The sequence below is a fragment of the Thermostichus sp. MS-CIW-41 genome, from assembly GCF_054058915.1.
In genome coordinates this window covers 43,165-67,790 of the sequence record NZ_JBSSBO010000004.1, presented here as the reverse complement: position 1 = coordinate 67,790, position 24,626 = coordinate 43,165, and the positions used below count along the sequence as shown (strand labels likewise).

Below are 24,626 nucleotides of genomic sequence, written 5' to 3'. Positions count from 1 at the left end.
CCAAGAGAAGGCTATAGCCTATTGAGGGGATCCCCATTCAACGGCTAGGGTTGCCAAGGTGTCCCAATCCTGTCTCTGTTGCCGACATGACCGACATGATGATCCGAGCCCCTCTGCGCAGCCTCATCTCCCCCCTCACCCACGACCCCCTTTGGTACAAAGATGCAATCATCTACGAGCTGCCGGTACGGGCCTTTTTCGACAGCGACGGCGATGGCGTGGGCGACTTCCAGGGCCTGACCGAAAAGCTGGACTACTTGCAAGAACTGGGGATTACAGCCGTCTGGCTGCTGCCGTTTTTCCCCTCGCCTTTAAAAGATGACGGCTACGACGTTTCTGACTTTACCAGTGTTCACCCTGACTTGGGCACCCTAGAAGACTTCAAGATCTTTCTGGAGGCTGCCCATAAGCGGGGGATCCGCGTCATCATTGAGCTCATCCTCAACCACACTTCAGATCAGCACCCCTGGTTTCAGCGGGCCAGACGAGCTGCCTCCGGCACCCCCGAGCGGGACTTTTACGTTTGGAGCGATACCCCCGAAAAGTACAAAGAGGCCCGCATTATCTTTCAAGACTTTGAAGCGTCCAACTGGACCTGGGATTCGGTGGCCAAGGCCTACTACTGGCACCGCTTTTACTCCCACCAGCCAGATCTCAACTACGACAACCCCGCCGTACAAAAAGCCATGTTCGAGGTGGTGGACTTTTGGCTGAGCTTGGGGGTAGATGGCATGCGGCTGGACGCGGTGCCTTATCTCTACGAGCGGGAGGGCACCACCTGCGAGAGCCTACCGGAGACCCATGCCTTTCTCAAGGCTCTGCGCCGACACATTGACCAAAGGTATCCTGGCCGCATGCTGCTGGCGGAGGCCAACCAGTGGCCAGAAGATGCTGTGGCCTACTTCGGCGATGGGGACGAGTGCCACATGGAGTTCCACTTTCCCCTCATGCCACGGCTGTTTATGGCCATCCAGATGGAGGATCGCTTCCCCATCATTGACATCCTGCAACAAACCCCTCCCATTCCTGAAACCTGCCAGTGGGCCCTCTTCCTGCGCAACCACGACGAGCTCACCCTGGAGATGGTCACTGACGAGGAGCGGGACTACATGTACCAGGTGTACGCCAAGGATCCCAACGCGCGGGTGAACCTGGGCATCCGTCGGCGCTTGGCCCCCCTGCTGGGCAACAGCCGCCGCCGCATCGAGCTGATGAACAGCCTGCTGTTTTCTCTGCCCGGCACGCCGGTCATCTACTACGGGGACGAGATCGGCATGGGGGACAACATCTACCTGGGGGATCGCAATAGCGTGCGCACCCCCATGCAGTGGAGCGCCGACCGCAACGCCGGCTTTTCGCGGGCCAACCCTCAGAAGCTCTACCTGCCCATCGTCATCGACGCCGAGTACCACTACGAAGCTGTCAATGTGGAGGCGCAGCGAAACAACCCCCATTCCCTGTGGTGGACCATGAAGCGGCTCATCGCCGTGCGCAAGCGATTCCAAGCTTTTGGCCGCGGCTCCTTTGAGCTGCTCCACCCAGAAAACCGCAAGGTGCTTGCCTTTGTGCGAGCCTACCGCGGCGAGCGCATCTTGGTGGTGGCCAATCTCTCCCGCTACGCCCAGTGGGTGGGGCTGGATCTATCGCCGTGGGAAGGATTGATCCCGGTGGAGATCTTTGGCCACACCGAGTTTCCCCCTATTGGGCGACTGCCCTATTTCCTAACGCTAGGCCCCCATTCCTTTTACTGGTTTTCCCTTGAGCCCAAAACGGAGACCATCCACCTCAGCCCCAGCAAAGCGGAGGAGCAGGAACGCCTGGTCCCTCTGGTTGTTCAAAGTGGTAGTCCTCTGGTTGTTCAAAGTGGTAGTTGGGACAGTCTCTTGCAAGGGGAAAGCCAAAAGCAGCTGGAGGCAGTCTTGGCGGACTACCTCTACCGCTGTCGTTGGTTTGGCTCCCAAAACCGCCAGCTCCAGGCGATCCATATCCTGCAGGCTATCCCCTGCCGCCGAGAAGAGGAGTCCTTGCTGGGCAGCCAGATCTTGCTTCTCCAGGCCGAGTTTATCGAGGGCGATACGCAGCTCTACTCTCTCCCTGTGGGCTATGCCACCCAAGAAGCAGCCGTACACCTGCGCCTAGAGATGCCCCAGGCGGTCATCCTCCCTGTGCAAGTGGCCGGAGGGCCGGCGGGAGTAATTTTCAACGCTCTGGCTGACAAAAGCTTCTTGCTGCGGCTGCTGCAGCTAATTGCCCAGCAGGGCCGCCTGCGTCACCGTCAGGGAGAGCTCTGGGCCACTAGCTTTGCTGCCCTTGAGCATGACCTGGAACCCCGCCTCCTCAAGGCGGAGCAGAGCTACACCTCCGTTGTCTATGGCAACCACTACCTCCTCAAGCTCTACCACCGGGTGGCCGAGGGGGTAAACCCAGAGCTGGAGATAGGCCGCTACCTGCTGGAGCACCATCCCCAGGTGCGCGTGCCGCGGCTGCTGGGATCCCTGGAGTATCGCCGTCGTCGCGGGGCCCGTGGGTTTGATCCCGCCGATCAGCCCATTACCCTGGCCATTTTGCAGGAGTACATCCCCAACGAGGGAGATGCCTGGCACTACACCCTGGACAGCCTGGGGCAATTTTTTGAGGCGGTGCTGGTTCACTACCAAGAGGTGGATCCCGTGCCCGTGCCGCAGGGATCCTTCTTGGAGCTTTCCCAACAGCCCTTGCCGGAGCTGGCCTACGCCACCATCGGCAGCTACCTAGAATCGGTGCGGATCTTGGCCAAGCGCACCGCCGAGCTGCACATCGCCCTGGCTGCCGCTCGCGTCAGCGGGACGGAGTCCTTTACGGAGAACAAAGACTTTGCCCCAGAGCCTTTCTCCAGCCTGTACCAGCGCTCCGTTTACCAGTCCATGCGCAACTTGGTGGGGCAGGTGTTTCCGCTGCTGTTCGCGTCAGCGGGACGGAGTCCTTATAAGCAGCTCCCCAAGCTGCCGGAAGCAGAGGCCAACTTGGCTCGGGCTGTTTGCGACCAAGAAGGGGAAATCATGAGCCGCTTCCGCCTGATCCTGGAGCGGAAGATCACCGCCCTGCGTACCCGCTGCCACGGGGATTATCACCTGGGCCAGGTGCTGTTTACCGGCAAAGACTTTGTCATCATCGACTTTGAAGGGGAGCCGGCCCGCTCTTTGGGCGAACGGCGTCTCAAGCGTTGCCCCTTACGGGATGTGGCGGGGATGCTGCGATCCTTCCACTATGCTGTCCACACAGCTTTGCGCCAGCAACTGGAGAGCGGCTTGGTCTGCGCCGACCACTGCCCCGACATGATGCGGTGGGCCCAGTTTTGGCACCGCTGGGTCTGCGCGGGCTTTTTGGCCGAATATCTGCAGGTGGCTTCCCAAGCGGCTTTTTTGCCCCGCAGCCTGCAAGAGATAGAGGTGTTGTTGGACGCCTATCTGCTGGAAAAAGCCATTTACGAGCTGGGCTATGAGTTGAACCACCGCCCCGAGTGGGTGGAGATTCCCCTGCGCGGGATCCTGCAGTTGCTGGGCATTTCCACCAAGGTTTAGGGGATCCTGTCGGCAGGCCATTTGGGGTGAGCGACTGGGGGACAAGCATGTGTGGACGGTTTAGCCTGGGAGTGGCGCCAGAAGTGCTGAGGCAGCATTTCGGCTTGCCGGTGGCAGCAGAAGAAAGGGCAGTTGTCTCCCGGTACAACATCGCCCCTTCTCAGCCGGTGCTGGCGGTGGTGGCGGGATCCCTTCAGCGCAAGGCAACCCATTTTCGCTGGGGCCTGATCCCCGCTTGGAGCCAAGCCGCCAAGGCCGGGTTGATCAATGCTCGTTCTGAAACGGTGGCCGAGAAGCCTTCTTTCCGCGAAGCTTTCCGCCGTCGTCGCTGCTTGATCCCGGCCGATGGTTTCTACGAGTGGGCCGACTCAGGTACGGCCAAGAAGGGCAGACAACCCTACTGGTTTCACCTGCTGGATCGACCGGTATTTGCCTTTGCCGGCATTTGGGAACGCTGGCGCAGTCCAGAGGGGGTGGAGGTGGAAACCTGTGCCATCCTCAACACTGCCGCCAACCGTCTGATGCAGCTTTTTCACGAGCGGATGCCCGTGATTTTGACGGAAAACGACTACGACCTCTGGCTGGATCCCCAGGTGCAGGATCCCAAGCTGCTTTTGCCCTTGCTCCGCCCCTACCCAGCAGAAGCCATGGCGGCTTATCCGGTCAGCACCTATGTGAACAACCCCCGCCACGAGGATCCCGCTTGCCGTGCTCCTATCGGAGAAGCAGTGCAGGGATCCAGCCTCAGCGAGCCCGCTGGTAGCGCATCCCCGGCAGTTGTACCAGCCAGCCTTCCAATTCCATAAGCAGCAGGGTACTGGAAAGGGTGGCAATATCCATCTGGCTAGCCTGGGCCAGGGCATCGAGGCTGAGGATGCCCTCCCCTAGCAGCTGCCAGAGCAGTTGCTGTTGGGGATCGCTGGGGCCAGTGGACGAGGGCTGCTTTAGCACAGGGGATCCCTGGAGGAGGCCCAAGTCTTTCAACAGCTCCTCGATCCCCAGGATCATGCCGGCGCCGTCGCGGATGAGCTGCAGGCAGCCGCGGGCTGCTGCCGTGTCGATGTTCCCCGGCAGGGCATACACTTCCCGACCGTAGTGGTTGGCCAGGTGAGCAGTAATTAGCGCTCCCGAGGTTTCCGGAGCCTCCATCACCAAAGTGGCGCGGCAGAGGCCGGCAATGATGCGGTTGCGCTGGGGAAAATGCTCCTTGGCCGGTGGCGTGCCGGGGGGATATTCGCTGAGGATGGCCCCTTGGGCCAGGATGCGCCGGTAGAGAGCTTGATGGTGAGCTGGGTAAACTTTGTCCACCCCCGTTCCCACCACGGCCACCGTCTTGCCGCCGGCATCCAGACAGGCCTGGTGGGCAATGCCGTCGATCCCCGTTGCCAGCCCCGAGACCACCACACAGCCAGCTTCCGCCAGGGCAGCGCTGACTTTCTGGGTCCACTGTCGACCGTAGGCCGTAGGGGCGCGGGTGCCGACGATGGCAATAGCCGGCTGTTGCCAATTGGGACATTCTCCTAGGGCATAGAGAATGGGCGGGGGATCTGGCACCTCCCACAGCAGCGGCGGATAGTCCGGATCTGCAGGCGTGAGAAAGGGGATCCCCGCTTTGAGGGTCTCCTCCAGGATCTGCTCGGGATCAAGGCCAGGACGGGCAGAGACAATAGCCTGGGCCAGGGTGGGGCCAATGCCTTCCACCTGCCGCAGGGCCGGGGCATCCGCTTGCCAAGCCCGCTCCAGGGATCCAAAAAACTCCGCCAGCCGCTTGAGCCGGTGGGGGCCAATCCCTTTGATGCGGGCCCAAGCTAGCCAGTAGGGCCGCTCCCGTTCTTCATGGCCTGGCCCACGGGAAGGCTCCCTCTTGCCAACAGGATCTGAAGGGGAAAGGGGAAAAGACAATTTAGCTCTGCGCAGTAGTGGCTGTATCTTAAATGATTGGCAAAAGGAACGCTTGGCAAAAAAGCAGGAGATGGGTAGATGTCAGGGTTGGATCCCGCCGGTAACCTTCAAGGATCAAGGCAGCTGCGGTTTGGGCGGATGCGCCAAGCTTGGGTGTGGGGGGCCTATCCCCTGCTGTGGCTGTTGACCTGGGTGGGATCCCGCTCGGCCCAGCCCCAGTTTTTGGGGATCCCGGCCTGGTATTGGCTGGCGGGATTGGCTGTCCTGCTGTTGGTACCTCTTAACTTCTACATTGTGCGCGTTTGCTGGCCTGGAGATGACTGACAGCATTTTAAGTTTGGGTGTGGTGGGGGTGTACTTGCTGCTGCTGGCAGCCATCGGCTTCTGGAGCTATCGCCACAGCGGTCGGGATCCGGTTAGCTACTTTTTGGCGGGGCGGGGTCTGGGATCCCTGGCTCTAACTTTGACGACGCTGGCCACCTTGCTCAGCGCCTTTACCTTCATTGGGGTGCCGGCAGATGCCTATACCCACGGCCTAGGGATCTTCCTGGGGGTGGGAGTGACCACCGCCCTCATTTCGGGGCTGTTTTTGTGGGTGGGCTACCGGGTATGGCTAGCAGCCCAACACTTTGGCTTCATCACCCCTTCGGAGTTCTTCGGCCATCGTTTTCAAAGCCCCCTGTTGGCGTTGTTGTATTGCCTGAGCGCTTTGGTGTTTACAGCCCCCTACATCAGCATCCAGATCATTGGCGGAGCCCGCACCCTGGCGGCGGTGTTGGGGGAGGGGATCCCCTACTGGCCCTTGGCGGTGGTGGTGGCGCTGGTGATCTTGGGGTATGTGCTCTTTGGCGGATCCCAGGCGGTGGTCTGGACGGACGTGGTGCAGGGGATCATCCTGATTTTGGGGATGGGGGTGGCCTTTGTTGCCCTAGCCTTGGGGGTGGGCCAGGAGGCTGCCGGGCAGTTGGATCCCTGGCTGAGCTTGCCCGGCCCCAATGGGCGCTGGAGCTGGCAAGGGTTACTCGGCAATCAACTGCTGTTTTTCATGGCCACTCCCCTTTTCCCACAATTTTTCCAGCGCTTTTACATGGCCAGGAGTGCTCATCCCTTCAAGACCCTGATGGTAGTCTGGCCGCTGCTGATTCTGCTGGTCTTTTTCCCGGCAGCTCTTCTTGGGGTTTGGGGCCGCCTGGCTTTTCCCGGCCTGGAGAAAGCGGACCAGATCATGCCCCTGATGTTGCAAACTCTGCCCGGCGGTGTGGCAGCGGTGGTGATTACAGCAGCTCTGGCCGCCCTCATGTCCACGGCAGACTCACAGCTCCTTACGGCCAGCTCGTTGGTAACGCGGGATCTGGTGGTTACCTTCTTCAGGCGCCAGCTTTCCCCCCACCAAGAAGAGTTGCTAGGCCGCTGGGTGGTGCTGGGGATCGGCCTAGCTTCCTTTGTGATTGCTCTTAACCCGCCGGGGCTGATTGTGGAGATTGCCACCTGGAGCTTTCAGGGCAACGCCATGCTGTTCCCTGTCTTAATTGCCGGCCTGTACTGGAAGCGGGCTACCCGCGCTGGGGCTGTAGCCGGGGCCCTCGTCTCCAGTGGCCTGACTTTAGGTTGGCTGTCGGGTCTGTTGCCGCGGGCTTGGACAGGGGGCTGGTTACCCGTAATCCCGGCAGTGGTGATCGGCAGTGGGGTGTTAATTGGCGTAAGCTTGCTTACCCAGCCGCCCAAGGAGCAGGTGACCGCCTACTACGAGGAAGGGCCTTGGGGAGAGTAGGTTATTCTTTATCGATCAGCTCAATCAACGCTTTTCCAGGTCTGCCGGTAGCCAGCCAGCTTGAGCCAGGCCGTTGAGAAATGCGAAAGTCCCTCCCAGAAAAAGCAAGCCCATCAGGCCCGCCAAGGGGTTGCCACCAATCCCCGTTAGCCACGCTGGCGCCCTGCCGGTGTAGTCTATCCAGGCCAAGTTGTTGACCCAGGCCATGCCCCATACCCAACCCGCGTGCAGCCCTAGGCTAAGGCCCAGCTTGTTTTGGTTCCAGACCCTCGCCTGCACCAGCAGCAGCCCCATCAGCCACAGTCCGGGAAATTGCGGCCAGGTGGCGAGAATCTCAGGCAAAGGCTTCAGGAAATGGGCCATAGCAAACAGGAAGCTGGATCCCCACACCGCAGTGCTGCAACCGTAGTCCAGCAGCATCTCCTGCAGCAGCCAGCCGCGAAAAAACAGCTCCTCCGCCAGCGCCACCCCCAAGCCCAAAAGCAACCCCAGCAACCCATAGACCAGCAGGGATCCCCCTCCTACCGCCCTCCAACTCAGCCAACCCAGGGATCCCTCCAGGCCCAAAAGCAAGAAAAGCCCCCCGACCCCGATCCCCAGGCCCCACAGGATCCCGCCTCGGCAAGGCCAACTGCCATCCAGTCCATAGGCGGCAAACCCGGATCCCCACACCCATAGCCAGGCTAGCAGCAGGGCATACAGGAGCAGCCACAGGTACTCCCGTCGTTCAGGAAGAAGCCAACTCCCCAGCCCGAGCAACGGCAGCCAGGCTAGGAGGGGGATCCCCAAAAACAGCAACAGCCGCAGCGGCAAGGGCAAAGCCTTGAGTTTTGCAATCAGCAGGCCCACCCCAACCGCTCCTGCTTAGCGTTCCGGCTCAATGGAGCTGGTGAGGCCGTGCTGACGCAACTGTTCGCAGTAAAACTCCGCGTGCTCCCGCGGCACCACGATCACCACAGCAACGCCGTTGTTGTGGGCTTCCAGCATGATCTCGGTGGCTTGCGGCGGCATCATCGCCGGGATCACCTTCACCAGCACCTGAACCACGTACTCCATGGTGTTGACATCGTCGTTGTGCAGCAACACCCGGTACATGGGCATGTGCTTCGGGGTTACAGAAGGCTTGACCAGGGTCTCCGTAGCCACGACGATCCCTCCTTCGGCAGGGTCAACAAGAAGTCTAAGGAACGCAAAACCGCAAAAATGGGGCAAAAGCAGGAAAAACTGTAATGAAATTTTAGCCTTCTCAGCAAGCTCTGTGAAAAGGCCGTGGGGAACCTGGGCGCAGGGGTCAGAGCCGTTAAACCAACCCTAACCCAGCCTTCACCTGCCCACAACCTCAGCTTGGGGGCAAAAGTGCTTGACTAAAAAGGCGATTGGCCTTTGTTGCGGATCCCTTTACATTTGCCTGTGTCCCTGAGGTGGGCCCTATGAGTTCCCTGCGTTCCCGTCGCTTTTTCCTGCAGTTGCTGATGTTTGGAGGTGGGGCAGCCGCCCTGGCTGCCTGTGGGGGCACCTCCAGTTCCTCCATTCCCCCCCTGGGAGAGCCTGGATTTCCCCAAGGGGTATTTGCCGGGGATCCCACCTCGGAAGGGGCGGTGCTTTCCACGCGGGTGATCCCGGCCAGCGCGACAGATACGGTTGCGGTGACGTTGCAGGTGGCTGAGAATTCCGAGTTCAACCCCATTTCGCAACAAGTTTCGCTTACTGCTCGCCGTGTGGCGGGCCGCAACTACCGCACTGAGCCAGGCGACTACATTGCTCGTGCCGTCGTCACCGGCTTGAGGCCAGCGCAGCGCTACTTCTACCGGTTTGTCAGCGAGGGGTTTACCAGCCCTGTAGGCCAGTTTCGCACCCTGCCAGCTCCTGGGGATGGACGACCCATTCGCTTCTTACACATCAGTTGTGCCAACGAGCCTCCCTTTCCTAATTGTGAACGGCTTTTTGGCACCGGTGAACCCGACCAATCCGCAAGTGAGCGGGATCCCAGGGGTAACCACAGGCAACCTGCGCTTTTTGGAGCTGGCGGTGCCCAACTACAACGTTATTGAAGTGTCCGGCAGCCGCTGCACCATTCAAATCAAAGGCCCCGCCGGCAATGTCTTGACGGATCCCTTGGGGCGACGCGGGGAACTGAGCTTGCCACAATAAAACCACAATAAAGAAGTCGGCTCAACCGATGAGCCAGCTGCGCCGGATTGTCAATCAGAATTAAGGGATCCCTGCTTCGGTTGGGATCCCTTTTTTGTATCCCTTTTTCGCGATTTTTAACGTGGGATCCTTAACGTGATCTGGATCATTCGGGAAAGACGGATCCGGGTGCTAGAGTGTGGGCGTTGAGGTGGATCCCTGTAGAAAATCTATCTCCGTTTTTCAGTAGGAGGGCAGTCTTATGGCTTCGGTGCGGGGCTGGTTGGTGGCAAGCTTAATAGGAGCGGCCACAGTTATCGGGGGCGCTGCCGCCTGGGCTCAGAGCCGTAGTTTGTGGCTTCTTAATGGACAATCGACCGTAGTTACAGGCTATTTCTACCGAGGTGAAAACATCTGGGCGCAGTGCGACCAGGATTGCTTCGATGTGGATCTGGTGCTTTACGATGCCAGCGGTCAGGTGGTGGCTGCAGACGAACTGTTGGACGATTTCCCCATCGTGCAGGCGCCCTACGAGGGCAACTTTTCTGTCAAGGTGATCATGGCTAGCTGTCTCCACCCCAGTGGTTGTGCTGTGATCGTAGACTCGGACTACAGCTTCTAGAAGGGTGCTGGCTGTCCTCACTTCGCTGCTACTGCTTAGGAACTCAGTCCGTAGCCTAGGCTGCTTTGTGAGCAGCTTCCTGGACTTTGGCGTGGGTAAACTTGCTCAGGCCGTGGATGGTCTTTTCCCAGTAGAAGGGCTTGGTAAAGAGCTGCCACAGAGCCATGTAAGCTGCCATAGAGTGCAGTTGCCAGTAGATGGGGTTGAGCAGGGCATAGAAGGCCAGATCGTAGTAACCGCGGCGGAAGACCGCGACCAGGTTCAGGTAAATCCCAATGGCGTTGCCCACCAGGAGGTTAAACAAGCCCAGATAAACCAGCCAACTGGGGAAAATGTTTTGCAGCCAATGGGCGCGGGTGATCAGCCAGTAAATAAACAGCAGCCACATGATGGGGCTGGTGAGAAAGGTAAAGAAGCTGCCGCCAATAAAAAACTGGTAAGACAGCCAGTTCTTCAGGCCCAGCTTGCGCAACGAGCGCAGGGGGTTGCGGTTGTGCACCAGCCAAGTTTGCATGTAGCCCTTGATCCAGCGGGAGCGCTGCCGGATCCAGTTTTTAACGGCGCAGTTGGCCTCTTCGTAGGTGGTGGAGTTGATCACGCCCACAGTATAGCCGTGCTGGCTGGCGCGGATGCCCAAGTCGGCGTCTTCAGTGACGTTGAACGGATCCCATCCCTGCAGCTCCCGCAGGCGGTCAGTGCGAAAGTGGTTGCTGGTGCCACCCAGGGGGATGGGCATTCTGAGAGTTTCCAAACCCGGCAGCAGATAGTCGAACCAATAGGAATACTCCAGGGTGAACATGCGGGTGAGGAAGTTCTCGCTGCGGTTGAAGTAGTTGAGGGCAGCCTGGACGCAGACCAAGCTGGGATCCCCTTTTCGGAAGGCAATGACTGCTTTTTTGAGTTGGTCTGGATCCGGAATGTCTTCAGCGTCGTAGATGGTCAAGTATTCGCCGCGGGCAAAGGCCAGTCCATAGTTACAGGCTTTGGGCTTGGTCTTGGGTTTGCTGTCGGGCACCAACAGCAGGCGCACGTAGCGGGGGGGCTTGGCAGCTCGAGCTGCCTCAATGGTGTCTCGGTCGTTTTCCTCCAACAGAATAAGCACATCCAACCGCTCGTGGGGGTAATCCAGCTTAGAGAGAGACTTGATCAAAATCGGCATTACTTCCGGCTCTTTGTAGACCGGCACCAGGATGGTGTAGATGGGCAAGTCGCGATCATCCAAAGCGGCTACTTCCTCATCGGTAATCTGGTGGAAGCGATCGGCGGATCCCACTAGGCTGAGCAGCAGTTTGAACAGGATCGAAGCGACGTAAAAAAGATTGATCAGCAGCACCAAAATGGTCAGAGTCGTCCAGGGAGCAGTGGCCAACCCCAATAGAAATAGCAGCAGCAGGCCGTAGCCCACTGCAATCTGAGAAGGAGTAAACACCCGCGAGGCCGATTCCTCCGGCAGGCGGGCCATCAGCTTGTACACCGCCTCTTGGCTGAAGCGGGATCCCTGGTCTTGGCTGAGCAGTTGCGTGATATCCTGCTCGGTGCCCAGCACCTTTTCAATCCGCAAGCCTGGCCGCCAGCTGTAGAGCAGCTCATCCACCGCCCAGTCCAGGGGGTCATTGACCATCACTGTAAGGGTGTGCTCATCCGTCCAGCTCAAGGGGTAGAAGAGGTGGCGCATCATCACCTCGGGATCAAACTGCCGGCTCAGGCTCTCGTCGCGGTGGAGCAGCCCTGTCCCCATTAGTTCTGAGACAGCGGGGTAGCCCAGCAAATGGGCTAGGATGCTGAGATACTCGGGGGTGGAGAGGTAGCTCAGCCGGGTCAGCACCTGCCCCAGGCTGGAGCCGGTGCGGCGGCGGATCTCCAAAGCCTGCTGCCACTGCTCTAAGGTAAGACGGCTGCCCAGCAGCTCGGCGGCCAGCTTGCGCTCAAGGATGACCGTCAGGATCTGCTTTTCAGTGGCTGGGATCTCCCAGAGTTTTTCTGCTTCCGGGCACAGGTGTTTCACAGACTGCCAAATGGCGGGGAAGCCCGGCTCTTCTGTGGCCACCACAACAGTTTGCGGGTCGAGCCAGCCACAGGGCAAAAAGCGCACCGGCACCAAATCAATAGGCTCAATCAGCCAAGGCAGCTCTGGATCTAGGGAGTGCTTGAGCAGCCAGTCTCTCAGCCTAGGCCGGTCCAGAATCTGGCGACACAAGTTGACAAACTTGCCCGGGTGCATGACTCGCAAGCTCCAAAGAGCCCTAGGCAAGGAGCAACTAGCTGCTTCGCGATACTCCTCAGCCTCAGCCAATTGCTGCCGGGTAAGGTAGCCCGTGCGCAAAAGCGAGGATTTGAGGGACTGGAGCATGGCTGGAAACCCTATTCGCGCAAGTGGGACGGAGTCCTTGCTTGGCTCAAGTCTGGTTTAACCGGAAGTCCTCTGCCAACCCCCCTAGGAAAGGGTGGGCGACTCAGGGCGGCGGGCCAAGCGTTGGTAGGTATTCCAGGCTCCTACTGCCAGCAAAAGGGCCAGCAGCAGCACTAACCAATAGCGGTATTGCCACAACAAAAGCTGCCAACTGAAGCGACCAGGGTAGCGCACTCGATAGCCTGCCGGCGTGAGATCCCAGCTCTGTACTTGGGTGAGATCGGGGGCAGCGGCATAGGCGGTGAGCACGTTTCCCTGTAGCTGGTTGGCCAGGCGGGTGCGCGGATCGGCAAGGCCGCGGCTGAGGCGCTCTGCCAAAGCCGGGTCAGATCCCCACCAGGAAAGCCAAAGGTTCGGCTTACCTTTCAGGAGAAAGTACTGCAAAAGGCCGAGGTTTTCTTGAGGCTGAGCGGCCAAGGCCACCTGCCGGTTGAGGGGATTGATGATTTCAAACTGGGATCCCAGCCGGATGGGGCTATTAAGCTCCACCTGATCTGGCCCAGCCACGATCACCTGCCAGGCAAAGTTCCCCGTCTCCAGGTTGGCTTCCTCTTTGGGCAAAACCTCAAGGGTGGGCAGCAGGGGTCGGGCAGCCAGCCGGCTGAGGGCACCGACCAGGTAGGCGGCAGCCGGCAGCAGTTGGGGATCCCCTACCCACACTTGGCCGGATCCTCGAAGCACCGCCGGGATCTCCTGCAGCTCGCCAGTGGGGGCTTGGTAGCCGCTCCAGATAAAGCCAGAGCTATCCGAGCGCACTTGCAAAGTCAGCGGGGTCAGGGATCCCTGGCAATTACCGGGGCTGGCGCCATAGTCAAAGCGGAGCTCCAGTTGATTAAAGCGGCGCAGCAGGCGGGTGGGGAGGGGGATGGTCTCGTTGAGCTGGGTGCGCCCGGTTAGGTTGTAGGTGCGCAACAGAACGCCATTCAAGAACACGTAGCCGGTGAGGCGATCCCCCACTCGGCCATCCACCGGGTTCATAATGACATCTAGTTGCGCCGCCAGATCCCGCGGCCGCCCCCCCAATTGGGACAGGTTGAAGTTGAAGACCAAAGACTGGCTGCCAAACCCCCGCAACATGGGATCCACGATCCCCAGCTCTCGCAGGCTGAGGCGGTTGGCCCTGAGCGCTCTCTCCAGATCCGCCACCCTTGTCACCTGGATGCCGCGGCTGACCAGCCCCGCCCGCTTCCATTCTTCATAGAGAGCAAGAATAGCTTCCCGGCGGGCGGCCACTCGCAGGCGGGATCCCTCTGGGGTAATTTGATGCTGCAAGTGGGGGGTGAAATTGGCCGGCTCTAAGATCACCTGTGCCCCCTGCTTCGGACGATTGCTCCACAGGATAGGCGTTTGCGGAAACAGGTGAGAAAGGAGGCTGTACAGCCACAGAGCTGCTTCCGCCGTCTCAGAGGAAGGATTGGCCGGCACTACCAAAGTAACCTGAGGATACAGCCGGCCCAGAAAACCGGCCACCGTGGCATCAGGAACGAGGGGCACCAGCTCAAAGAAACTATCCCGCCCTACCGTCAGCAGCAAATTGCCGGTATTCAAGTCGGCGCAAATATCGTCGCTGATGCTCAGGAAAGGCTGCACCGACAAGGTGATAAATCGCTCGCCAGCGGCCAAGCTGGGGATGGGCACCCGCACCACCGGCTCCTGCCGCAGGTCCCGCACCAGAAAAAGGCCCATTAGCTCCTCGTTGATCAGCACCCGCACCGTGGACGTGGGCTTGAGCACCGGCGAGGGATCCAGGCGCAACTGCACAAAGCTGGCCTCAGGGTCAAGGCCGTTCAGGGGGGCAGGGATCCCGATATCTAGACGCGGGTTAGCTCCTTGCAGCAGCACCGAGCGGTCGTAGCCCAGCCTTTGCAGAGAAATGACTTCCGCTGCGTGGACAGCCGTCGGCCCGCAACACCAAAGCAAACCGGCAACCCACAAAGCCCACTGCCTTGCCTTCTGCATCACCTTGACCCCCTCTTGCTTATCCCTCACTTGTCTAGTGCAGGCAAGCCCCTTGGCCTACCTGACCCAGGTTTGCCCGACATGCAGAAATCTGTAAGCTTTCGGGGTCTGTACGCACAAATCGTGGATTCGGATGCCCAGGGGATCCCTTTACTGGCGGGCGTAGTCGTCCTCAAAGCGCACGATGTCGTCCTCCCCGAGATATTCCCCGTTTTGCACCTCGATCAACACCAAGGGAAGGGTGCCGGGGTTTTCCAGGCGGTGCTTGGTGCAGGGGGGAATGTAGGTGGACTCGTTGGAGCTCAGCAGCATCACCTCTTCTCCACGGGTAACCTTCGCTGTGCCCCTGACCACGATCCAGTGCTCGCTGCGGTGGTAGTGCATCTGCAGGCTGAGCCGATGGCCAGGCTTCACCTCGATGCGCTTGATCTTGTACATCGGGCCTTCATCCAAAACCCAGAAGGATCCCCAAGGACGGGTTTCTGCTTGAGAGGGTACCAGCTCAAGCGCTGGAACTGCTGCATCATTCACGCCCCGCACAGCCTGCAACATAAGATCATGTCCTTGCAAAGTCGTCCCCATCCTCTCTCAGAATCCGAGAACCCCTCATCGACAATCTGGCTGAATTGGCCTACGCCAAAACTCGTAGAAAAAGACTCTCAAGACAGGGAATGCTAGTCTATCCCTGTGTCCAGTGCCTAGACACGTCAGCCCATCCCCACGCCCTACTTGAGACATGTTCTCATTAACACTAAATAGCTCTTGAGGCTCGATTGGCGATTTAACCAGTTACCCTCCAATTAATCTCCAATTAATTCTAAATTCTTGAAGCTACTGAAGTAACCCATGTTTCTCAACAGGCTCAGGGCTTTCTTGCGGCTCTTCGGGTCTACCGGGATCCTGTTTCTGCTGCTGGCTAGCCTTCTGTGGGGTTTGAAGGAAGGCTGGAGCTGGGTGAGCTTGGAGATGCAGTTTCTTGGCTACAAGGGATCCGTGGCGGCCTTGGGGCCGGATCCGCGCCTGCCCATTGTGGGCACCACCTTTCCTCCCTTGCTGGTGCTGGCTACGGCCATTCTGGGACAATCCCCGCTGTTGTTGCAGACTGTCTTCGGCTCTCTGGTGCTGGGCTGGGTGTGGCGGCAGTTACGCCGTTTGCCGGTGGAAGTGGGATGGCGCTGGCTGTGGGGTTTGTTGATGGTGGTGCAGCCGGCTTTGATCTTGATGCTGCTGCGCAGCCCCGCTTGGACGGCCACCTCGCTTTTGCTGGGGGTAAACATGGCCTTGTTGTTTCCCCTGGCTGACGAGAAACGAGCAGCGGGGAAGTCAGTGGCGGCAGGGGATGAGCTGCCTATTACCCTGAGGCTGCTGCTCGTTGGGCTGGCGCTGGGGCCCCTGATGGTGCTGCGCTGGGAAAGCGGATGGCTGCTGCCCTGGGCGGGGATGCTGCTGCTGGTGGCCTTTCGCCGAGAAGTCTGGGGGTTTCGCTGGGCCTCGCTGTTGGTGGCCGGCTTTGTCAGCCTAGCCTTGATCCTGAGCTGGCTGTATGTGAATTGGCTGTCGGTAGGGGATCCCTGGGCTTTCACCTACCAGGTGGGCAGCGGTCTGCGGCTGCCGCAATTGCGGGAAGACTTGCAGCAGGCGGGTGGCTGGCGGGGGGTGCTGGAGGCTGGGAAATGGCTGGCGGTGCTGGCCCCTGCCTATCTGCTGTTGGGGCTGGGATCCCTGCTGGGCCGAGGCCCGGGTCGCTGGGTATGGGCTCTGGTCTGGGGGATGCCGCTGGTCATCCTGCTGGCTTCTCTAGGGCAGGGGCTGTTTTTGCGGGAGCTGAGCCGCTTTGGCCTTTTCTGGGTGCCGCTGCCTTTGCTGATGGGCGCCTACTTGTGTCGCGGAGCCGGCCCCGGCTGGGCTAAGCGCCTGTTGATCACTGCCCTCTTGGGGTTGAACTGCCTCACTGCCGGTTATGGGGTGAGCCAAGAGCCGGGTTTCGTCATGCCCCTGGTGGTCGAGGAGCGGGATCTCTGGGAGCGGCTGGTGGCAGGGTTAGTGCCCCTTAGTGGCGAGTTGGAAGCTGCCCAAAACCTGTATGAAGTAACCTCTGCTGGGCAAGCCCTAGAAGACTGGCGGAGGCTGCGGCAGGAAAAGCGCCAGGTTGGGCAGTATCTCTATCGCCACCTGTTGCCCGGACAAAAAGTGCTGGTGGACGATGACATCCACTTTGAGGCTATCTTTTGGGCAAGGGATCCCCGCTCTTTCCTTACTCCTCACCAGTACGAGTTTGCCCTGGCCCTTCAGCATCCCCAGGAAAGGGTGGACTACCTCTTGGTAGCGGGGCTGGCGGATCCCTTGCGGAGCGCCGATCGCATCCTGCAATTTTGGTCTGAGCTCAATTTTGAGGGGCTGCCGGGCTTCAGGGAGGTTTATAGCTCCCCCCAAGTGCGGCTGTGGGCTCGCCAACACCAAGAGGAACCGCAGGAGGAGAGGAGATGAAAAGGAGACGATCCTGGCAGCGGCGACAGGTGCTGCAAGCGGGCGGAGCGCTGCTGGCTGCCTATGGGGTTGCCGGCTGTGGCCAGGAGTTTTTGAGTCAGCAGGGGAGTCGCAGCCTGGAAAATGCCGAGACGGGAAGCATGAACTTGTCAGAGCTGCTGGCCCGCTGGCAGGTGGGCATTGGCGAGGATCCCGGTCGCTTCCTCTGGGAAATCGAGTCGGATCCGCAGGTGGCGGCAGTGGCGCAGGGGTGGGATCCCCATTTCCTGAGCGGCTGGCTGAACAGCTTTGATCACCGCCAGGGGGATCTCTCCTTTTGGCGCAACTGGCACCAGGCCGGGCTTTTGCGGCAGTGGTTTGAGCGGGGCTATACCCTCCACATCATCACCTGGGAAGACGACACCCACCGCCCCTGCGGCGACTACCACATCTCCAAGCAGTTTGTCCAGGATGTAGCCGAATTGGCCGGCTATATCGCTCAAGCCAACCCCCAAGGCCGCCCTACCTATTGGAGCCTGGCCACGGAGTTTTCCTATTGGCGGATCCCAGCAGATACCTACAACGCCGACACTGCTTTCTACTACCAAGCCCTAATGCGCAATGTCCTCACAGCCCGCCAAGCCATCAAGGAGCGGCTGCCGGCAGCCGAAGTAGCCCTGTGCTGGGGGGGCTGGATTGCCACCTTTGACGACCCTTCCCGGGGGGCAGGCCGCAGCATGGTGGAGCCCTTTGCCGAGACCCTGAGCCGGATGGACGGGATCGCCTTCCAGTCGATGCGCCAGCGGCGGCCAGGGGAGTTTAACCCAGAGCTGAACGGCCCGGATCCCGGTAACCCAGAGCAAATCCGCCTCTGTTGCCGCCTGTTTTCCCCCATCCACTCCAACCTGATGTTGGCCCACTACGAGCCATCGATTAAGGACAAGCACCCCAGCGGCGGACGGGCCGACACCGTCCATACAGACTTTCAGCTCATGAGCCAGCCGGAGTGGCTGCAGGAAGTGTCTCAACTGGGGCTGCGGCACCTGTCCTTGATGCACTACGGCCTGTATAAGGGGGATCCCTTCGGAGCGCTGACCGCCGCTCGCCAATTCCGGGCACAGGTGGGCCTACCGGCTGCCACCTCATAGTTAGCAGTCGTTCCAAAGCCGGTTTTGTCCCGGATCTTGGCCCAGAGCTTGATCCTGGGGATACAATCCCCCTGAAACTGCCGGGATCCCTGCCATGGAGAAGCTGAGATTTCTAAGGGCAAGCCTGCTGGCGAGTCTAGTGGTTAGTGCAATGCCGCCGGAGCTGCCGGCCTGGGCAGGATGCGGTTTTCCCCGCGGTGCCGGCAAGACTTTTTTTTCGCTGCAGCCGGAGGTCTATCGGCCTCGCACCCGCTTTGATCAGGGGGGACGCCTGCAGCCGGCCCTTTCGGAGTACGGAGAAACCCGCCTCAACCTTTTCGCCGAGACTGGCCTTAGCGATCAGCTCACTCTCAACCTCAACACCAGCTACGTTTTCATCGAAAATCGCTTTGCCAGCGGGGCTGACACCGTTACCCAGCGCAACCAGGGCCTGCGGGATCTGGAACTGGGCCTGCGCCATACTTGGGGGAACGGGGATCCCTTCCTTTCGGCCCAATTGACGGCCTTGATCCCGCCGGGATACGCCACCCGAGACATCCCCCTGCCCTTGGGGTACGGTGTTTTCGGCTACGATCTCAAAGTTGGGGTGGCGGCCAATACCCAGTTGGGATCCCTGCCTGCCTTTTTCGACTCCTGCCTCACGTTCCGGGACTACCTGGGCTATCCCGGGGATCGGGTCAAGGCCAACCTGACCTTCGGGGCAGACCTGACTCCTGAGCTGCAGGCCATCCTGGCTTTGGATGGGGATTTTACGTTGGGCAACGGCGCGCCTTTGTTGTTCGGGGATTTGGCGGTTCAGGATCCCGACTACGACAACCTCAAGCTTTCTGGCCAGCTCAACTGGCGGCTGGAGGGAGGGTTAACGCTGGGCTTGGGGGGGTTTCAGTTCCTGGCCGGTCGCAACACCAATGCCGGCGGCGGCTTTACCGGCTATGTGTGGCTAAGTTACTGAAACCAAACAAAATGTTGCAGGATATCCCCTACGGTAACAGGGATCCGCAGGGGCAGATCTAGGATGAGTCTTGGCAAACTACGGCCCGGAGAACGGATCCCATGTCTCGATTTGAGAACCTCATTGCCGCTATCGACGGCAGCGGCCCCACTGAGCAAATGGTGCATACCCTTCTGTCTCTGCCGGCCTTTGCCCAGTGCCACGTGACATTGCTGCATGCGGTGCCTTCCCAGACCTCTGCCGAGGAGATGCGGGCTGCCTGGCAAAAGGGGCAGGAACTGTTGGCCCAAACCCTGCAGACTTTCCCCCCCCGCCCAGGGCTAAAGATCAGCACGCAACTGGTGGAAGGGGATCCCAAGGTGGTGGTGCTGCAGGTGGCCGAGTCCCTGCCCAATCCGCTGATTGTGATGGGATCCCGGGGGCGCAACCGCATCATGGCCATTTTGCAGAACTCGGTGAGCCAATATGTGTTCCAGCTCGCCTCCTGCCCAATGCTGCTGGTCAAAGACGACGCCTACGTCAAATACCCCAGCCATGTCATGGTGGCCCTCAACAACTCCCCCGCTGCCCAGGCCGCCTTTGCCACGGCCCTTGACTTGATCTCCGGCATTCAAGGGGCCCAGATCTTCCTGGCCTCTGTGCAGTTGGATGCCGACAACCCAGGTAGAGATGAGGCCCTAGATCGGGCAATCGACATCCTCAAAAACCGGCAAATCGGCCACCAGGTGTTGACGGCTGTCGGGGATCCGGCTACGGAGATTGTCCGCCTGGCTGAAGAAAGCAAGGCCGATCTGCTGGTGATGGGATCCCCGGATCGCCGGCCCAGCATTGCCCGCAGCATCCCCGACCTGGATCGGCTGCTGGGGCGTTCCATCTCCGACTATGTGCGGGTGCACATCGGCTGCCCAGTGCTGATGGTGCGCTCCGTCCAAGACTAAACAGGACTCAAGAGCGAGGGATCCCTAAGGCAAGATAGAGCGGTGCTCTGTAACTCGGTCGCTCTGCTGCTGGCGATCCGGGCTGACGGCCCAAGCTTCAAAGATCAGCTCGGGGACGCCTGGGGGAATGGTCATGCGGGTTAAAGCTTGCCACTGCCCCTGATCGTCGCGGGAGAAGTCCAGCAACCAGCGGGGGCCATCCACCAACGAGCGGGTGCGGCCATGCTTGACCCAAAACTTGATCCAATAAGGTGGCTGGGAGGCGGCGCCGGCGGCGGAGGCAGGGGCCAAGGCCGGCAAACGCAGCACCACATCGAAATTGTCGCCCGCTCGCAATTGCTCAGGCACCAGCAGTTGGGGAGTTGGACAAACCCCAGGCGGAGCGGGGGGCAGCAGCGAGTTTTCAGAGGGAGCTACAGGGCTACTCGGGATCCCGGCTGCCGCTTGCGTTGGCAAGATGGCCTCAGCTTGGGGTGGTGGGGAAGGGGAGGAGATGGGCGATGGCAACTCTGCCGTCTCTGCTTCGGGTAGGGGCTGAGCGGAGGGGTTGGGCGCAGATGGCAGGGGATCCTTTTCCGGGAAGGAGCGGAGGGCTTGGGTCTCGGCGGGCTGAACGGGCGAAGCTGAGTCCTCCTCTCGCTGTTGCTCGGCAACGCTGACGGAAATGGGGGCGCTGTGTTGCCAGATGCGCAACAGCTTTTGCAGGGTGCGTTCGGGAGAGAGCAGGGTTGCGGTCGAGGCAGGACTGGCAGCATCGGCCAGCCTCTCTTCCTCTTGCTGCTGCGGGAGGGGGATCCCTGCGCCAAGAAGTCCTGCCTCTTGGCTGCGACAGCGAATGGAAAAGGGGATGGTCAGGGTCTGAGGCGACGGCTCTGGATCCCACCAGGAGGAGGGAGTAAGGGCCAGTTCTCCCCGTAAAGGACGGGCCCACACTTGGCTGGGCAGGGTGATGGGGATGCTGAACACCGCCGTCCGCGCCCCCGCCGGGAGTTGAATTTGCCGTTGTCCCTGGAAAAGCGGCCTCTCCTCCCCTTCTGGCCAAACCTGTACCCGCAGCTCGCCGCTGCAGCCGATCCGCCCCGTCAACACCAGCACCTCCTCCGGGGATCCCTCCAATTCACTGTGCATTAGGGAAAACAGCTCTGGCGGGATGGCGACCTCTTTTTTCTGGGGGGGCTCAAACCCGGCCTCTTCAGCCACCGGGGCAGGGATCCCTCGTTCCGGCTCCAGAGGGGCAGGCACAACCTGAAAACGGAGACAATTGTCCAACTCGGTTTCACCGAACAGTTCTGCGATCAAGTCGGCATCTCGGCAGTGCAATTCCCAAAACCCAGGGGTGAGGCGGCTGGCGGGCAAAATAATGCCGATCCCTTCATCGTTGGTGCGCACAGAACGGGTTTGGACCTGTGGAGGAGTCGTGCCGGTGTTGGGGCCCTGATTCTGTGGCCCTAGAGGACGCTGCCGGACTTCCACCGTGATGGTGAAGTGGGGCTGGGGCGAACGGGCAACAATGGTGTAGGTATCTTCTTCCAGAACTGCTCCCTCGGCTGGTACCGGCTGCCAGTCTTCCTGGCCGTCCCGCCGAACCCAAAAATTCAACATGGCTCCATCACCTTAGGTGCTCCGCACTGCTGACCCGAATGGGATGCCAGATACTGAATCAGATCGGCTTGCAAAAGGGTTTGCTGTTGCCCTGTAGGCAGGTGCTTAAGCTGTACCTCTCCGGCTGCAGCTTCCGCATCCCCTAGCACAACAGCCCAAGTTGCGCCGCTGCGGCTGGCCCGTTTGAACTGCTTGCCAAAGGCGCTGCCGCTCAGATCCAGCTCGGTGCAGAAACCGGCTCGGCGCAGCGCTTGAGTGATCCGGAGGGATTGGGCCTCAGCCTTCGCCCCACGGGAGATCACGTAAACCTCGACCGGTGCTGGCGGAGCCTCCCCTTGTTTCTTTTGCAACAGCAGCACCAGCCGCTCCATGCCGACGGCCCAGCCCACCGCTGGGGTAGAAGGTCCGCCCAGCTCTTCCACCAAGCCGTCGTAGCGACCACCCCCACAGACGGTACTCTGGGATCCCAAGTCAGGTGAGACGATCTCAAAGGCGGTGTGGGTGTAGTAGTCCAGGCCCCGCACCAAGTAGGGATCCAACTGGTAGGGAATATCCAACATCTGCAGGTGAGCTTGCACCTGCTCGAAGAAAGCCCGCGATTCTGGGCTGAGGTAATCTGGCAGCTTGGGGGCCCCCTCGGCAATCTCGCGGGTGCGGGGATCCTTGCTATCTAGAATGCGCAGCGGGTTGCGGGTGAGACGCTCTTGGGAGTCAGGATCCAGCTTCTCCCGCAAGGGAGTGAGGTAGTCCACCAGGGCCTGGCGATAGGCCCGCCGATCCTGCAGATCCCCCAGGGAATTGAGCCGCAAGCTCAGGTTCTCCGCCCCCACCGCTTGCAACAGCTCCCAGGCCAAGGCGATGACTTCCGCATCGGCGCGGGGATCCCGGCTGCCCAGCAGCTCTACCCCCAACTGGTGGAACTGGCGTTGCCGCCCCGCCTGGGGACGCTCATAGCGAAACATCGGCCCACAATACCAGAGGCGTTGCACATCTCCAGCCATTTGCAGCCCGTGCTGAATGTAGGCCCGCACCACGCCCGCCGTGTTCTCTGGGCGCAGGCTCACCTCTTGCTCGCCACGGGTGCTGAAGGAGTACATCTCCTTGCCCACCACGTCGGTGGCACTGCCAATGCTGCGGGCAAAGAGCTCCGTCAACTCCAGGATGGGGGTGCGAATTTCTTGGTAGTTGGCCCGTCCCAGGATCTCTCGGGCGCTGGCTTCCACCTGCTGCCAGAGCCGCACCTCCTGCGGCAGAATATCTCGGGTGCCCCGCACCGCCTGGATCATCTCCATTCTCGTTCTCCCTCCCTGGGGTGGGCCTGGCCGCCTGCTATGCCAATGGCTGTTCTCGTCAAAGGACTCCGTCCCGCTGACGCAAACGGCCTAGTTATTGATTATCGGCGACAACACTCCCCGTCGCTAGCGGAGCCAAATGACCCCGATCCAAGCTCGAGTCCAACCAGGAGTAGGTGGCGGCAATTTGGCTGGTGGCAACAACAGCGGCGGTGGTAGCTCGCAAGATGGTAGGGCCAAGGGAGACGGACACTCCCCCATATTCCTCAGCCTGCCGACGTTCGGCAACCGTCCAGCCCCCTTCTGGGCCAATGGCTATGGCCAAGACGGGATCCCTGAGCTTTGGCAGGGCTTGCACCAGCGGGGGCGCTTTGTGCCGAGCCACGGCTATACCCCACCAAAAGGACTCCGTCCGAGTAGCGCGAACGGCTTGTAGCTCCGCCAGCCAACTTGTCCAAGGGGTAGGGGGATCGACCTGAGGCCAGCGCAACCGCTCACATTGTTCTGCGGCCTCCCGCACAATTTTTTGCCAGCGTTCCTGCCGCCCAGATCCCGGTTCCAACACGGTGCGCTCCGTCAGCAGGGGAGTAATGCGCGCCGCCCCCAGCTCGGTAACCTGGCGGAGCACCTCGTCAAACCCCTGCCCTTTGACCACCGCCAAGCCCAGATGCAAAGAAACAGGCAATTCCCGCGGCAGCACCTCCACCTCGCCCACAACTCGGGATCCCTGGGCTTGCCAACGGGCCGCCCACAGCTTGCCTGAGCCGTCCAAAACCAAAAAGAGATCCCCCGGCCTGAGGCGGCGTACCCGCTGCAAGTAGTGCTGTTGCAGACCGGTTAAATGGAGAACACCGCTGGGATCCCGCTGCGCTGGGTCAATCGCCAATCGGGGCAAAGCGCTCAGGTCATGCGTGCGTTCAGACAACACCACTCCCCCCGTCGCCAGAGGGCTGCCACCACCCATTCGTTGGCCTCCAGCATCTCCGCCACCAACTTGGCCTGCTCGATGAGGATGCCGCTGAGGATCAGCCATCCCCCCTCCTTCACCACCAGCCGAAACTCCGGGATCATATCCAGGATCACATCTGTCAGGATGTTGCACACCAACCCATCCACCATTTCGGGAATCTGCTCCAGGCTGCCCTGAGCGACCACAATGCGATCCGTCAGGCCGTTGAGATCGCGGTTGTGCATCGTGGCTTGCACCGCCAGGGGGTCGATGTCCACCGCAAATACCCGCTTCACCCCCAGCAGGGCCGCCGCCAACGACAAAATGCCGGATCCACAGCCCACATCCGCCAGCGTCGCCGCCGGGGGATCCCCTCCCCAGCTCTCCAGACGCATTTCCAGCGACTCCAGACAGAGCTGAGTGGTGGGGTGAGTGCCCGTGCCGAAGGCCATACCGGGATCCAGCTGCAACAGGTGACGACCGGGGTGAGAGGGCGGCTCCAGCCAGGCCGGACAAATGAGCAACTTATCCCCGATGGGTTGGGGCTGCCAGTGCTGCTTCCAACTGCTGCTCCAATCTTCCGCCTCTATGCGTTCCCAGCGCAGCTTGGGAACCCGCTGACCGGCAATGAGGGCATCCTGCTGCAGGCGCAGGGAGAGGGCTGCCAAATCCAAGAGGCTGACGTGAGGCCAAGGCAGATAGGCGTGAATGCAAATCTGATCTTCGCCATAGGCTTGGCTGGTCATGCCCCGACAGCCAAAATTCTCCAGCCGCCAAAAGATCAGGTCTTCTTGGGCAGGGGAGGCGATGAGACTGAGATCCCACCAAGCACCAGCGGGGTCCAGCGCTTGTGCGGGCGAAAACGGAGTGGGATCGGCAACAGTTCTGCTCACAGGGATCCCTTCACAAACCTAGGGAAAAACCA

At 60.4% G+C, this 24,626-nt stretch carries 21 protein-coding genes; 11 read left to right on the top strand and 10 right to left on the bottom strand.

Annotation, left to right across the window (positions count from 1 at the left end):
• Nucleotides 1-98 precede the first annotated feature (98 nt).
• Together treS and ACVWXE_RS02305 are read left to right on the top strand one after the other, a co-directional pair.
• Complete coding sequence (gene treS, locus ACVWXE_RS02310; RefSeq protein WP_457489499.1) at nt 99-3,560, top strand: maltose alpha-D-glucosyltransferase; 3,462 nt, start codon at nt 99-101, stop codon at nt 3,558-3,560.
• Nucleotides 3,561-3,607: 47 nt separating this feature from the next.
• Entirely contained in the window at nt 3,608-4,366 is a 759-nt protein-coding gene (locus tag ACVWXE_RS02305) for an SOS response-associated peptidase (protein WP_457489483.1), read from the top strand.
• Here the strand turns inward: ACVWXE_RS02305 and dprA are convergent.
• Complete coding sequence (gene dprA / locus ACVWXE_RS02300; protein WP_011432322.1) at nt 4,305-5,462, bottom strand: DNA-processing protein DprA; 1,158 nt, start codon at nt 5,460-5,462, stop codon at nt 4,305-4,307. The genes ACVWXE_RS02305 and dprA overlap by 62 nt on opposite strands.
• Nucleotides 5,463-5,600: 138 nt before the next feature.
• Here dprA and ACVWXE_RS02295 point away from each other — a divergent pair, with 138 nt between their 5' ends.
• Together ACVWXE_RS02295 and ACVWXE_RS02290 are read left to right on the top strand one after the other, a co-directional pair.
• Complete coding sequence (locus ACVWXE_RS02295; RefSeq protein ID WP_457393724.1) at nt 5,601-5,786, top strand: hypothetical protein; 186 nt, start codon at nt 5,601-5,603, stop codon at nt 5,784-5,786.
• Nucleotides 5,779-7,233 (top strand): sodium:solute symporter family protein, encoded by a 1,455-nt coding sequence (locus tag ACVWXE_RS02290; RefSeq protein WP_457489482.1) that lies wholly within the window; start codon nt 5,779-5,781, stop codon nt 7,231-7,233. The genes ACVWXE_RS02295 and ACVWXE_RS02290 overlap by 8 nt, the downstream gene beginning before the upstream one ends.
• A gap of 24 nt (nt 7,234-7,257) precedes the next feature.
• Here the strand turns inward: ACVWXE_RS02290 and ACVWXE_RS02285 are convergent, their stop codons facing one another.
• Both ACVWXE_RS02285 and clpS read right to left on the bottom strand, forming a co-directional pair.
• Nucleotides 7,258-8,082: a CPBP family intramembrane glutamic endopeptidase gene (locus ACVWXE_RS02285; RefSeq protein ID WP_457402311.1), complete on the bottom strand. Its 825-nt coding sequence runs from the start codon at nt 8,080-8,082 to the stop codon at nt 7,258-7,260.
• Nucleotides 8,083-8,097: 15 nt separating this feature from the next.
• The gene (gene clpS / locus ACVWXE_RS02280) at nt 8,098-8,379 is read right to left on the bottom strand and encodes an ATP-dependent Clp protease adapter ClpS (RefSeq protein ID WP_099812808.1); all 282 of its coding nucleotides are present in this window, start codon (nt 8,377-8,379) and stop codon (nt 8,098-8,100) included.
• 284 nt (nt 8,380-8,663) lie between these two features.
• Between clpS and ACVWXE_RS02275 the strand changes: the two genes are divergently transcribed.
• The 3 genes from ACVWXE_RS02275 to ACVWXE_RS02265 all read left to right on the top strand — a co-directional run bounded on the left by ACVWXE_RS02275 (nt 8,664) and on the right by ACVWXE_RS02265 (nt 9,985).
• Nucleotides 8,664-9,284, top strand: a complete 621-nt coding sequence (locus tag ACVWXE_RS02275; protein ID WP_457489481.1) for a PhoD-like phosphatase N-terminal domain-containing protein — start codon at nt 8,664-8,666, stop codon at nt 9,282-9,284.
• Nucleotides 9,262-9,384: a hypothetical protein gene (locus tag ACVWXE_RS02270; protein WP_457402316.1), complete on the top strand. Its 123-nt coding sequence runs from the start codon at nt 9,262-9,264 to the stop codon at nt 9,382-9,384. Before ACVWXE_RS02275 ends, ACVWXE_RS02270 begins: the two co-directional genes overlap by 23 nt.
• Nucleotides 9,385-9,625: 241 nt before the next feature.
• The gene (locus tag ACVWXE_RS02265) at nt 9,626-9,985 is read left to right on the top strand and encodes a hypothetical protein (RefSeq protein WP_099812809.1); all 360 of its coding nucleotides are present in this window, start codon (nt 9,626-9,628) and stop codon (nt 9,983-9,985) included.
• A 55-nt stretch (nt 9,986-10,040) separates the two neighbouring features.
• Here ACVWXE_RS02265 and ACVWXE_RS02260 read toward each other — a convergent pair whose 3' ends face one another.
• From ACVWXE_RS02260 to ACVWXE_RS02250, 3 genes are all read right to left on the bottom strand, one after another.
• The gene (locus ACVWXE_RS02260) at nt 10,041-12,335 is read right to left on the bottom strand and encodes a glycosyltransferase family 2 protein (protein WP_457489480.1); all 2,295 of its coding nucleotides are present in this window, start codon (nt 12,333-12,335) and stop codon (nt 10,041-10,043) included.
• A gap of 84 nt (nt 12,336-12,419) precedes the next feature.
• Nucleotides 12,420-14,354: a cellulose biosynthesis cyclic di-GMP-binding regulatory protein BcsB gene (locus ACVWXE_RS02255; RefSeq protein WP_457489479.1), complete on the bottom strand. Its 1,935-nt coding sequence runs from the start codon at nt 14,352-14,354 to the stop codon at nt 12,420-12,422.
• Nucleotides 14,355-14,504: 150 nt separating this feature from the next.
• Entirely contained in the window at nt 14,505-14,906 is a 402-nt protein-coding gene (locus ACVWXE_RS02250; RefSeq protein ID WP_414356659.1) for a cupin domain-containing protein, read from the bottom strand.
• 294 nt (nt 14,907-15,200) lie between these two features.
• Here ACVWXE_RS02250 and ACVWXE_RS02245 point away from each other — a divergent pair, with 294 nt between their 5' ends.
• The 4 genes from ACVWXE_RS02245 to ACVWXE_RS02230 all read left to right on the top strand — a co-directional run bounded on the left by ACVWXE_RS02245 (nt 15,201) and on the right by ACVWXE_RS02230 (nt 19,858).
• The gene (locus tag ACVWXE_RS02245) at nt 15,201-16,841 is read left to right on the top strand and encodes a hypothetical protein (RefSeq protein ID WP_457489478.1); all 1,641 of its coding nucleotides are present in this window, start codon (nt 15,201-15,203) and stop codon (nt 16,839-16,841) included.
• Nucleotides 16,838-17,968, top strand: coding sequence for a hypothetical protein (locus ACVWXE_RS02240; protein WP_457384108.1), 1,131 nt, complete (start codon nt 16,838-16,840; stop codon nt 17,966-17,968). The genes ACVWXE_RS02245 and ACVWXE_RS02240 overlap by 4 nt, the downstream gene beginning before the upstream one ends.
• A 139-nt stretch (nt 17,969-18,107) precedes the next feature.
• Entirely contained in the window at nt 18,108-18,920 is an 813-nt protein-coding gene (locus ACVWXE_RS02235) for a hypothetical protein (protein ID WP_457489477.1), read from the top strand.
• A gap of 101 nt (nt 18,921-19,021) precedes the next feature.
• Nucleotides 19,022-19,858 carry a universal stress protein gene (locus tag ACVWXE_RS02230; RefSeq protein ID WP_414332210.1) on the top strand — a complete coding sequence of 279 codons (837 nt, stop codon included), beginning with the start codon at nt 19,022-19,024 and terminating at the stop codon, nt 19,856-19,858.
• 24 nt (nt 19,859-19,882) lie between these two features.
• Here ACVWXE_RS02230 and ACVWXE_RS02225 read toward each other — a convergent pair whose 3' ends face one another.
• The 4 genes from ACVWXE_RS02225 to prmA all read right to left on the bottom strand — a co-directional run bounded on the left by ACVWXE_RS02225 (nt 19,883) and on the right by prmA (nt 24,594).
• On the bottom strand, nt 19,883-21,460 hold the full coding sequence (locus ACVWXE_RS02225) for a hypothetical protein (RefSeq protein ID WP_457489476.1): 1,578 nt from the start codon (nt 21,458-21,460) through the stop codon (nt 19,883-19,885).
• Nucleotides 21,454-22,752, bottom strand: a complete 1,299-nt coding sequence (hisS, locus tag ACVWXE_RS02220) for a histidine--tRNA ligase (RefSeq protein WP_457489475.1) — start codon at nt 22,750-22,752, stop codon at nt 21,454-21,456. Before hisS ends, ACVWXE_RS02225 begins: the two co-directional genes overlap by 7 nt.
• Nucleotides 22,753-22,846: 94 nt before the next feature.
• Complete coding sequence (locus ACVWXE_RS02215) at nt 22,847-23,680, bottom strand: 16S rRNA (uracil(1498)-N(3))-methyltransferase (RefSeq protein ID WP_457489498.1); 834 nt, start codon at nt 23,678-23,680, stop codon at nt 22,847-22,849.
• On the bottom strand, nt 23,653-24,594 hold the full coding sequence (prmA, locus tag ACVWXE_RS02210; RefSeq protein ID WP_457489474.1) for a 50S ribosomal protein L11 methyltransferase: 942 nt from the start codon (nt 24,592-24,594) through the stop codon (nt 23,653-23,655). The genes ACVWXE_RS02215 and prmA overlap by 28 nt, the downstream gene beginning before the upstream one ends.
• Nucleotides 24,595-24,626 lie beyond the last annotated feature (32 nt).